Origin of the sequence: Mesorhizobium sp. AR02, assembly GCF_024746835.1 — a bacterium.
Lineage (GTDB): Bacteria > Pseudomonadota > Alphaproteobacteria > Rhizobiales > Rhizobiaceae > Mesorhizobium.
Map to the genome: position 1 here is coordinate 1133882 of NZ_CP080531.1, position 10512 is coordinate 1144393.

At 62.3% G+C, this 10512-nt stretch carries 8 protein-coding genes and 1 pseudogene; 2 read left to right on the top strand and 7 right to left on the bottom strand.

What is annotated here, in order from left to right; genetic code table 11:
* The first annotated feature begins 496 nt into the window (after positions 1-496).
* Positions 497-1687 (top strand): NADH-quinone oxidoreductase subunit D, encoded by a 1191-nt coding sequence (locus tag DBIPINDM_RS09915; protein ID WP_258585549.1) that lies wholly within the window; start codon positions 497-499, stop codon positions 1685-1687.
* A gap of 288 nt (positions 1688-1975) precedes the next feature.
* Positions 1976-2125: pseudogene (locus DBIPINDM_RS09920) on the top strand (phosphohydrolase); the annotation flags it as partial.
* A 119-nt stretch (positions 2126-2244) separates the two neighbouring features.
* Here the strand turns inward: DBIPINDM_RS09920 and DBIPINDM_RS09925 are convergent.
* The 7 genes from DBIPINDM_RS09925 to DBIPINDM_RS09955 all read right to left on the bottom strand — a co-directional run bounded on the left by DBIPINDM_RS09925 (position 2245) and on the right by DBIPINDM_RS09955 (position 10493).
* Entirely contained in the window at positions 2245-3444 is a 1200-nt protein-coding gene (locus DBIPINDM_RS09925) for a mandelate racemase/muconate lactonizing enzyme family protein (RefSeq protein WP_258585550.1), read from the bottom strand.
* The gene (locus DBIPINDM_RS09930) at positions 3444-4328 is read right to left on the bottom strand and encodes a D-2-hydroxyacid dehydrogenase (protein WP_258585551.1); all 885 of its coding nucleotides are present in this window, start codon (positions 4326-4328) and stop codon (positions 3444-3446) included. Before DBIPINDM_RS09930 ends, DBIPINDM_RS09925 begins: the two co-directional genes overlap by 1 nt.
* A gap of 20 nt (positions 4329-4348) precedes the next feature.
* A complete protein-coding gene (locus tag DBIPINDM_RS09935) occupies positions 4349-5854 on the bottom strand; it encodes an aldehyde dehydrogenase (protein WP_258585552.1) in 1506 nt (501 codons plus the stop codon).
* 59 nt (positions 5855-5913) lie between these two features.
* Complete coding sequence (locus DBIPINDM_RS09940) at positions 5914-6876, bottom strand: dihydrodipicolinate synthase family protein (RefSeq protein ID WP_258585553.1); 963 nt, start codon at positions 6874-6876, stop codon at positions 5914-5916.
* Positions 6877-6988: 112 nt separating this feature from the next.
* Complete coding sequence (locus DBIPINDM_RS09945; RefSeq protein WP_258585554.1) at positions 6989-8104, bottom strand: ABC transporter ATP-binding protein; 1116 nt, start codon at positions 8102-8104, stop codon at positions 6989-6991.
* Positions 8091-9242, bottom strand: a complete 1152-nt coding sequence (locus DBIPINDM_RS09950) for an exo-alpha-sialidase (protein WP_258585555.1) — start codon at positions 9240-9242, stop codon at positions 8091-8093. The genes DBIPINDM_RS09945 and DBIPINDM_RS09950 overlap by 14 nt, the downstream gene beginning before the upstream one ends.
* 42 nt (positions 9243-9284) lie before the next feature.
* Positions 9285-10493: a sialidase family protein gene (locus DBIPINDM_RS09955; RefSeq protein ID WP_258585556.1), complete on the bottom strand. Its 1209-nt coding sequence runs from the start codon at positions 10491-10493 to the stop codon at positions 9285-9287.
* Positions 10494-10512: the final 19 nt, after the last annotated feature.

The window sequence follows — 10512 nt, forward strand, 5'->3', positions numbered from 1 at the left end:
CCACAACTAAGGGATACTCTTTGTTGCCATCAAGATGATCCTCCTTTGAGCAAACGGGAACGGAAAGATCATGCGCATGCTGACGACAATCGCCGTCCTTTTGGCACTCGGCGTGGCGTCGCCAGTTTACGCTCAATCCCCGGGCGCGCAACTTCCCCCAGATGTAACCCAGGCTCCGCCAACTTTGTGTGACCAGGCTTCACGAGCGTAGCGGTCATCGACATCGAGGATTTGCCTCCGGAAATTAGATCGGAGGTCGATGCCGTGATTACCCAAACGAGCTCGGAAGAGTAGTATATCCTGCAAAGTTCGATCGATGCGACGCCACCTGCCGTGTCGGTGTCGGCAGCGGTCGGGCTGGATTTGTCGCATGTGGTCGCTGCCAACATCGGTGACGATGGCCCAGACGACGACTTGATTTGATCGTCGGTCAGGCGCCGCACTTTGCATCGGGCATTCGAGATCGACTGCGAACTACGAGGCCGGAAGGATTGCCATGGCCGAGGCTGCAATTCGCAACTTCACCATCAATTTCGGACCGCAGCATCCGGCCGCGCATGGTGTCTTGCGGCTCGTGCTTGAACTCGATGGCGAGGTCGTCAAGCGCGTCGATCCGCATATCGGCCTGCTCCATCGCGGGACCGAGAAGCTCATAGAGCACAAGAACTATCTGCAGGCCCTGCCCTATTTCGACCGGCTCGACTACGTCGCGCCGATGAATCAGGAGCATGCATTCTGCCTCGCCGTCGAGAAGCTGCTCGAAATATCGGTTCCGCGGCGCGGACAGCTTATCCGTGTCCTTTTTTGCGAAATCGGCCGGCTTCTGTCGCACCTTCTCAATGTGACGACGCAAGCCATGGATATCGGCGCGCTGACCCCGCCGCTCTGGGGTTTTGCCGAGCGCGAGAAGCTGATGGTCTTCTACGAGCGCGCTTCCGGCGCCCGCATGCACGCGAATTATTTCCGGGTCGGCGGCGTGCATCAGGATCTGCCTCCGAAACTTCTGGACGACATCTGGGATTTCTGTGACCCGTTCCTCAAGGTCTGCGACAATCTCGAAGTGCTGCTCACAGACAACCGTATCTTCAAGCAGCGCAACGTCGACATAGGCGTGATCAGCCTCGACGATGCCTGGGCTTGGGGCTTCTCCGGCGTGATGGTACGCGGATCGGGCGCAGCCTGGGATTTACGCAAGGCGCAGCCATATGAATGTTACCCCGAGATGGATTTCGACATTCCCATCGGCAAGAACGGGGACTGCTATGACCGCTATCTCGTCCGCATGGAGGAAATGCGCCAATCGGTTCGGATCATGAAGCAATGTCTGGAAAAGCTGCGTCCACCGGAAGGCCGGGGGCCGGTGGCGATTCCGAACCAGAAGATCACGCCACCGTCGCGTGCCGAGATGAAACGCTCGATGGAAGCGACGATCCATCATTTCAAACTTTATACCGAAGGGATTCATGTGCCGGCCGGTGAAGTCTACGCCGCCGTGGAGGCGCCAAAGGGAGAATTCGGCGTTTATTTGATTTCCGATGGCAGCAATGTTCCGTACCGGTGCAAGATCCGAGCACCCTCCTTCGCCCATCTGCAGGCAATGGATTTCTTGTGTCGGGGCCACATGATCGCCGATGTCTCCGCGATCATTGGTTCGCTCGACATCGTGTTCGGAGAGATCGATCGTTAAGCCGAGTTGCACATCTCGGCTGCTGGAAGATAGGCCTACAAGCGCAGGATCATCCGTGGTTTATCGAAGTCGCGCAAAAAAGGCTCGCCGGAGTGGGTCTCTGGCCTGCTGCCGGTTCCATCTTCAACACCTTAACTCCGTGTCCATGGAACCGGCAGCAGGCCAGACTGCCCAAACCAGCCTTACTCGGCCCTGACCTACCAGGGGGGAGCAGCCTGGCGCAAGCGCCTGCTCGACGACCTTGGCGACCAGGGTGACGTTTCGCGGTTGATCGAAAGACGCAGCGACGAAGACATCATCCAGGCGTTCTACGACGGTATCAAGCACAAGCCGGGCACGACCTTCGGCAACGTCAAGGCCGACGTCATCGCCAACAAGGAGCCGCATTTCCGCCGCGGCAACTTCTGCATCATCCGCTGCTCCCACTGGCACGGCTGATTCGCCCCAACCCACAATCGCGCAGCACGGCCGACCGGCCAATAGGAGCGGCCCTCCAGTCTCCGATCCTCCGCTCGCCCCAAGCGAGGCGGCCGAAATCTATCACGAGGCCAACTGGGTCAATCTCGCCAGCAGCTATCCGGCGGCGGGCCCCAGTCGGTCAACACGCAGGAATAGACGGCGGTTTCATCGAAAGGATAGCGCGCTTCCATGTCGGGGGTGAGCGTCAGACCGAGCCCCGTCGCGGTTGGACGGATCAAGCGGCCGTTCTGGATACGTCCCTGGTCGCCGATCATCTCGGCGCCGAGCGGAAAATACAGCATCGGATATTCGACCAGTTTGCCGCCCGCCGCGAAGGCCGCGTGATAGCTGGCCATGATCGCCGCCGCGCCACCCCAGGCATGCACCACCACGTCGGTGCCCTTGGCCTTGGCCGCCTCGAAAACATCCATGACAGCCGAAATTCCGCCCATCACTGAGGCGTCGGGCTGGACGAAATCATAGACGTCGGCGTTGATGCGCTCGATCATCTCCTTGGGCGTGGTGACGATCTCGCCGCCGCAGACCGGCACATCGATACGGCCGCGCAGTTCACGAAAAGCATCCGGCTGGTCGGGCCCAAGCGCCTCCTCGACAAACACCATGCGCTGGTCGGTGATGGCGTGGACGGCCTCGACGAAACCAACCACATCTTCGACAGTTTGAGGTGGATCGGCCAGGTTCTGGCACATATCGACGCCAACCTTGATGCCGCGCCGCCCTGCCTCTTCCAGCACCCAGGCCGTGCGCAGGATGTCGCGCTTGACCGAACGGATCTTGTAGATCTCGATCCCGAGCGAACCCAGCATATCCAGTTCGCGCAGGAACTGTTCCTTGGCATCGCAACAGCCGCCCGAACCGTAGATCTGGATCGATTGGGCCTGCGCCCCGCCGAGAAGTGTGTAGACGGGCATACCCAGGCTCTTGGCCTTGGCATCCTGCAAGGCAATTTCGAAGGCCGCGATGACGTGGCGCGCGGCGCCTTGAAGCGACCAGTAATCGCACAGGCTGCGAAGGTCCTTGACCCGGCGTTCGATGTCGAATCCGTCGCGGCCGATCACCTGCGGACGGCAAAGGTCGACGATTGCCTGGAACACCAGCGGGGCGAATACAGCGAGGTAGCCTTCGCCCAGTCCGGTCACGCCATTGTCCAGCGTGACCTCCACCATGCCGATGGTGCGCTTGGGCCCGTTGGGGAAGCATTCCTTGATTTCCGGATCGTCCGCATCGGCATAGGGCGACGACAGCAGGACGCAGCGGATGTTGGTGATCAGGGCCATCAGTATCCTCGTGAAAAATCGACCACGCCTTCGAGTGGCGCGCCGGCGCGAAAGCGCGCCAGGTTGGCCAGGAAGACATCGATCTTGCGGTCAAGCTCATCCGTCGTGCCACCGCCGGAATGCTGCGTCAGGATGATGTTCGGGCAGGTCCAGAACCTGTGCCCAGCCGGCAAGGGCTCATCGCGGGTCACGTCGATCACAGCGCCGCCAAGCCGGCCTTGCTCGAGGGCGTCGGCAAGTGCGTCCTCGTCCAGGATCGAGCCACGCCCGAAATTGCAGAAGATCGCGCCGACCTTCATCCTGGCCAGGCGAGAGGCATCAAAAAGACCTGCGGTCGCGGACGTGGCGGGCGCCGTGCAGACGACCAGGTCGGCATCGGCAAGCGCCTTGTCGAGCCCCGCGACCTCGTCGCGCGTGATTGGCGTTATCGCGCAGCCGAATGGCGCCAGCAGTTCAGCCAGCCGCCGGTTGATCGCGCCATAGCCGAGCAGGACGACGCGCGCGCCGCGCAGCAGGCGCAGGCGCGTGCGCAAGGGATCGCCAAGCCACTGCTTGCCCGCCTGGAGAAGCACCAGGCGATCGATGCCCCGATAGAGCGCCAGAATACCGGCAAGCGCCGATTCCGCGACCGGGTCGGCAAAGAAGCCGGCAAGATTGGTCACCAGCGTTTTGCCATGGCCGCATTTCCAGTCGAGGCCTGCATATTCGCCGAACCCTACCGATTCCAGTTGCAGCCAGCGCAGGTTCTGGTTTGCCGCGATCTTGTCAGGCTCGGGGTTACCGAACACGATGGCGCTGTGGCAATCGGCGTCCGCCGCCACCAGATTGACAGGAAGATCGCCCGCACCAAGCCTGAGCCGTGCCACCTGCTCGTGCGAAAACATGCCGCAAACACCGATTTCCGTCATCGGGCAACCGACGGCGGCGCGGTGGTGAACCAGATGGTCTTGGTCTGGAGATACTGGTCCATGGCCTCGGTGCCGTTATCGCGGGCGAGCGAGCCGGAGCGCTTGTAACCGCCGAAGGGCGTCTTGACGTAGCCTTCCGAAAAGCCGTTCACCGAAACCGTGCCGCAAGGTAGCCGCCGCGCCATGTGGATGGCGCGGTCTATATCACGGGCAAACACGGTGGCGTGCAGGCCATAGTCGGTGTCGCAGGCGATGCGTAGCGCTTCCTCCATACCGTCGACCGGCAGGATACCGAGGACCGGCCCGAAGATTTCCTCGCGCGCGATGCTCATCGTCGGGGTCATGTCGGCAAACACGGCAGGCTGGATGAAATAGCCCGGACTGCTGGCGCCACCGCCGGTGAGAAGCCGAGCGCCTTCGGCCGCGCCACGCGCGATATAGCCGAGCACGCGGGTCTGGTGCTCCTGTGTCACCATTGCGCCGATATTGGTGGCGGGATCCAGCGGATCGCCGACAAGGAAGGCTTGCGCGCGGGCCGTCACGCGGTGCGCGAATTCCTCGGCCCGGCGTCTGTCGACAAGCTGACGCATATTGGCCGAGCAGTTCTGCCCGCCATTCCAGAAGGCCGACATCGCCGCGTGCTCGATGAGGTCGTCATTGATCTCGGCATCGTCGAGAATGATGAAGGGGCTCTTCCCGCCCATCTCGAGCCCGACCACCTTGAGGTTGCTCTCGCCGGCATAGCGCAGGAAATAGCCGCCCACTTCGGTCGATCCGGTGAAAGAGACGATATCGATATCGGGGTGGCGGCCGATCGCCTGCCCGGTTGTTTCGCCCAGTCCCGGCAAGACGTTGAGCACGCCGTCGGGCAGGCCCGCCTCCTGCGCCAATTCAGCCAGCCGCAGCACCGACAAGGGCGTCTGCTTTGCCGGCTTGACCAGGACCGAACAGCCTGCGGCCAGAGCGGGCGCCATCTTCCATGCCGCCATCAGCAGCGGGAAATTCCACGGCAGGACGAGACCGACCACGCCGGCCGGTTCCTTGACGATCAGCGCCAGGGCATTCTCACCGGTCGGCGCCACCTTGCCGAAGGACTTGTCGGCAAGCTCGCCATACCATTGGAAGAAGGTGGACACCTCGCGGCCGATCTCATGCAGACAGTCGGTCACGGTCTTGCCGCTGTCGATGCTCTCGAGAACGGCGAGTTCTTCACGATGGGTGCGCACCAGATCGGCGAGCCTGAGCATCACCTCCTTGCGGTATTCGGGCACGGCGCGTGACCAGACGCCGCTGTCGAAAGCCTTGCGGGCAGCCTTGACGGCTTCATCAACGTCAGCCGCGCCGCAATGCGCCACATCCGCTATGACCGCCCCCGTCGCAGGGTTGATCGTCTCGAAGGTTGCGCCATCCAACGCCGGCGCGAAGCGGCCGCCGATGAATGCCAGGCCTTTCGGCACAAGCTTTGCCGCGATGTCATGGGCGCTGTCTCTGGTCAGGGTCACGCTGGCCTCCGGTCAGGTTGGTTGCGGGATCAGGTCGGCTTGCGCCGGGTTATGCATGCTCATCGCGCCACCAGGCGGGGCACGCCCGCGGCCTGCATCATCGCCAGGGTCTTGGCGCGATAGTCCTGACGAATGTCGCGTGTCGGCGGCCGGCATCGGCTCGAAGGCAGACCGATCAGTTCCATGCACAATTTGTCGAGATAGCCGTCGCCGCTGGTGAACTCCTTCTCGATCGCAACCCAGAGCTTGTAGAAGGGCATGGCCTCCTCCACCATCATGCGCGCGATCTCGGCGTAGTTCTGTGCCTTGACCTCGTCGATCAGCTTTATTCCCCATTCCGGCCAGTAGTTGCAGAGATGCACCTCGAAGGCCTGCGCGCCTAGCGACGGCATCGCCGAATAGGGAAAGAACAGATTGTTGTCGATGATCGTGAAGCGCTTGGAAAAATTCGAGGTGACGTCCTCGAATTCCATGGCGTCCGTTCGTGGTGTCGCCCATTTCAGGCCGACCACGTTCTCGATCCTGGCCAGACGATCGATCATGCCGAACGACAGGCTCGTCGATGTCCAGAACGTGTTGTAGACGATGATGCCGATGCGCGGCGCCGCCTTGGCCGCGGCCATGACGAACTCCTCGAAGTCAGCCTCCGTGTGGGTGAAGTAGAACGGGCACGAGACCTGCAGGAAGTCGAACCCCATCGACTGCGCCGCCTGCGCCAGCTTCACCAGTTCCAGCGTGCTGGTCGATTGGCCGCCAAAGGCAAGCGGAACACCTCCCTTGGCCTCGTCGACAACGGTTTCGCCGACGCTGATCCGTTCCTGGAACGACATGGTCGAGAAGTCGCCCGCCGCGCCACCCGCCAGGAGTGTGGCATATTCGGTGGTCAGGCCGTTGTCGATCAGGAAGCGGACATAGGCCCTGATCGCCGCATGGTTGACTGGAAAGTCGGCACTGTCCTCGAATGCCGTCGGTATCGTCACATAGCAGCCCGCCAGACGCGATTTCAATTTTTCAAAGTCCACAGTCGTCTCCCTCATGCAGGCCAGCACCGTCGCCGTCGCCCGCGGCTCTGTATGTTTCGCGTTGACCTTCGCTCGCGCCGTCGGGTTGACGAAGCTGAGCCCAGGGCCAGGATCAGTCCCGCCCCTGGAGTTCCCGTGTGAGCGGTATCGTTCTGCCATCCCGAGCAAACAGATGCGCCTTGCGCCAATCAACCCCGATCTCGCATTTTCCCGTCCCGACGCTTCTCGCTTCCTCATCGCCCTGGCGCATGATCAGCGCGCCTGCCGGATGCGCCGGCGCATGCATGAAGCTCTCGCCGCCGAGCCGCTCGACAAATTCGACGTCGGCCTGCAGCCGCGGACCGGCCGCGCGGTGCGTGTTGAAATGCTCCGGCCTGATGCCGATGGTCACGCTACCGGAAAGCGCCATCGGCTGCGCCAGGTCGACTTCCACACTGTCGCCCGTCGTTCCCGGGATTTGCAGCGTCAGATGCGTTCCGTCCTGCGCCTCCACGAACGCTTCGAGGAAACTCATTTTCGGCGATCCCATGAAGCCAGCGACGAACCGGTTGCACGGCGCATCGTAGATCTGTGCCGGCGTTCCGAACTGTTCGATCACGCCATCGCGCAGCACTACGATCCGGTCGGCCAAGGTCATCGCCTCGGTCTGATCGTGCGTGACATAGATCATCGTGGCACCCAGGCTTCTGTGCAGCTTGGCGAGTTCGAGCCGCATCTGGACACGCAGTTCGGCGTCGAGGTTCGACAGCGGCTCGTCGAACAGGAACACTTCTGGTTCGCGCACGATCGCACGGCCGATCGCCACGCGCTGGCGCTGTCCTCCGGAAAGCTCCTTGGGAAGCCGGGCCAGCAACGGGCCAAGCTGGAGCGTGTCAGCGACGGCAGCGACCCGCTTGTCACGTTCGGCCTTCGGCATGCCCTGCATCAGAAGGGAGAAGGCCATGTTCTCGGCGACCGTCTTGTGCGGATAGAGGGCATAGCTCTGGAACACCATGGCCACGCCGCGATTTGCCGGCGGCACGCCTCGCATCGGCTTGCCACCGATGGCAACCGTGCCGCCACTGATCGGCTCCAGGCCGCAGATCATGCGCAGCAACGTCGATTTTCCGCAGCCCGACGGACCGATGAAGACCAGGAATTCACCATGCTCGATCGTCAGATCGATGCCAGGGATAATGATCTTCTCGCCATATTTCTTGGAGACGCCCGAAAGCTCAACCTTGGCCATAAGCAAGTCCTTCCTGGCGCCAGCCATCAGCGTCGGGCGCGAGAACGCTGGCATGGATGCCTGTGATGCCTTGGGAATCCTGCGCGTAGTAGGTGACGTAGAGGCTGCCATCGGCGCGCAGCGCCAGCGATGGATAGCCCAGATCCCGGTTGGGAAGGCCTGAGCGGACCATGTAGGGACTGGCCAAATTCCAGCTGTTTCCCTTGTCTTGGGAGATGTAGAGCGCAATGCCGAAGGGCGCGCGCCGTCTTCCGGCGACGCAGGCGATGCGGCCGTCGTCGAGTTCCACCATATCGGCCGGATAGTCTTCGATCCCGGTCGGCGACGGGGCGCTCCACGAGACACCACCATCCCCCGAACTGACGACATGCAGGATGCGCGAGACATTGTCGCGCAAGAGCATGACGATCCGGCCGTTGCGCAGCAGGATGGGTGCCGGTTCCTCGAAGGCATGCCCTTCGCCCGCAGCCACCAGACGCGGCTCGGACCAGCTTTGGCCGCCATCGCCCGAGCGCACGGTGAACACGGCGGCATAATTCGGCACGTCGCAAAGCGGCAGCATGATTTCGCCGTCGACCTCGATGCCGCCACGCATGCCGTAGCCGCCACTGAAAGGCGTCGTGTCGATGCGCGTCGACGCGGTGAAGGTGTTTGCGCCGTCGACCGAACGATGAACCCATGTTTGCCCGCCGCCGCGCGCCCAAGGATAGCGTTCCGCAAGCGCGGTTTTCTCCGGCGTCCAGTCTTGAAGTTCGGCCGCCATGGCCTCGGCGCCCAACAGCTCCTCCGGCCGCGTATAGGCGCCAGGCGCAAGATGGGCCTGCGCATAGGCGAGCGTATGCCAGTCGAAGCGCCACTGGTTCAGCAGCACGACGCCCGAGCGCAGTAGGGTGAGGCCGGCGCATTCCACGCCTTGCCAGCCGAAACCGGGGACGATGGAAGGAGTCGACCAGCTTCTCCCCTCATCCGCCGATCGCATCAGCATGTTGCAGTACAGAGGATCCTGCGGTGGATGCAGAACCCCGGCACGGCGGCGCGACTGCGTGAATACCAGCAGCCAATTGTCGTTGGCCGCAACAGCGAGATGCGGATGCGCGCTGTATGCGTGCGGATCGCAATGGATCGTCTGATCATCCATTCGAGGTATCAAGGCTGCCGCGCCGGATTTCATCGTCGGGGCTCAGATCCGGAAGCGCGTGCAACGAACATATTGCAGCGGCTTCGGGTCGTCGCTCCATTCGTGGTACGAGCAGACGATCGCGCCATCCTGCGTCTGGACGACGCTGGGGTAGCCTATGTGCTGGTAGACGCCGGGATGGTTCCAGTCGACGTCGCCGCCCTCGATCTTGCCGGAGGCCGGCGTCATACGGCTCGAACCGGGTGTCTCGGTCACCGTCTGGCCGGGCACGCCGCCTTCGCGGATGACGAACTCGTTCTTCACGTCCCAGGTGACGCCGTCATCAGAGATGATCGCGCGCACGCCATAGGGTGGCCGGCGATAGCCGTAGACCATGAGATAGCGGCCATCCTGAAGGGCGATCAGTTCCGGCGGATAGCCCCAGATGTTGGTCCATTTTGGCGGCGTCCAGCTGAAGCCGTCATCCTCGGAGACCGTCATGACCATGTTCTTGGCATCGCTGGTCGGGTTGACATGCGTACGCATGAAGCAAACCAGCCTGCCGTCCGCGAGCCGGACCAAGCCAGGCTCCTCATAGTCGATGATGCTGGCGGGGTCGAAGCCGAGCGTAGAGAAATACTCCCAATTGTCGCCGCCATCGTCCGAGCGCATCAGCGCCGAGCGCGTGCTTTCGCCTTCACCCTCTTCCTCATAGCCATGGATGCGGCCGTAAAGACCCATCAGCAGCGAGCCGTTCGGCAATTCCCAGCAGCCGAGACGGCAACCGCCATGCTTGAGCGGGCGGACATTGACGGGGATCGGCTGGGTCCAGGTTTCGCCGCCGTCCTTCGACTTGACGACGAAAGTGCCGAGCCAGGCCTGCGTCTTATAGGCCCAGGTCCAGTCGCCCCATTCCTTGGTGTTGGGGTGCGAGCTCCACGACGGCTGTTCGGGCTTGATGCCTCGCTTGAAGAAGCCAGTGATGGTCAGGTTGACGATGAGCGTGCCGTCCTGCGTTTCGCAGATGCCGCAGTCCCAGTTGCCCTGCGTTTCAGACCAGGGCAGGACGACCTTCGGCGGGCTCCAGGTTTTGCCGCCATCCTTGGAGCGGGTCATCAGCGTCTGGCCGCTGTCGTGATGGAAGGGGAAGCGCTCTTCGTTGAACACGGCCAATATATCGCCGTTCTTCAGAAGCCGCGTCGCGATCTGGTTGACGCAATGCTCCTGATCCTTGAAGATCGTGAAGTGCTCAACGTCTTTCATAACAGTCATTCCCTGGTTTCCTCTTTTG

What these genes read in the sequence shown, in the direction of transcription:
- DBIPINDM_RS09950 (WP_258585555.1), bottom strand. Translation starts at nt 9,242, where the DNA reads ATGGATGATCAGACGATCCATTGCGATCCGCACGCATACAGCGCGCAT.
- DBIPINDM_RS09955 (WP_258585556.1), bottom strand. Translation starts at nt 10,493, where the DNA reads ATGACTGTTATGAAAGACGTTGAGCACTTCACGATCTTCAAGGATCAG.
- DBIPINDM_RS09915 (WP_258585549.1), top strand. Translation starts at nt 497, where the DNA reads ATGGCCGAGGCTGCAATTCGCAACTTCACCATCAATTTCGGACCGCAG.
- DBIPINDM_RS09925 (WP_258585550.1), bottom strand. Translation starts at nt 3,444, where the DNA reads ATGGCCCTGATCACCAACATCCGCTGCGTCCTGCTGTCGTCGCCCTAT.
- DBIPINDM_RS09930 (WP_258585551.1), bottom strand. Translation starts at nt 4,328, where the DNA reads ATGTTTTCGCACGAGCAGGTGGCACGGCTCAGGCTTGGTGCGGGCGAT.
- DBIPINDM_RS09945 (WP_258585554.1), bottom strand. Translation starts at nt 8,104, where the DNA reads ATGGCCAAGGTTGAGCTTTCGGGCGTCTCCAAGAAATATGGCGAGAAG.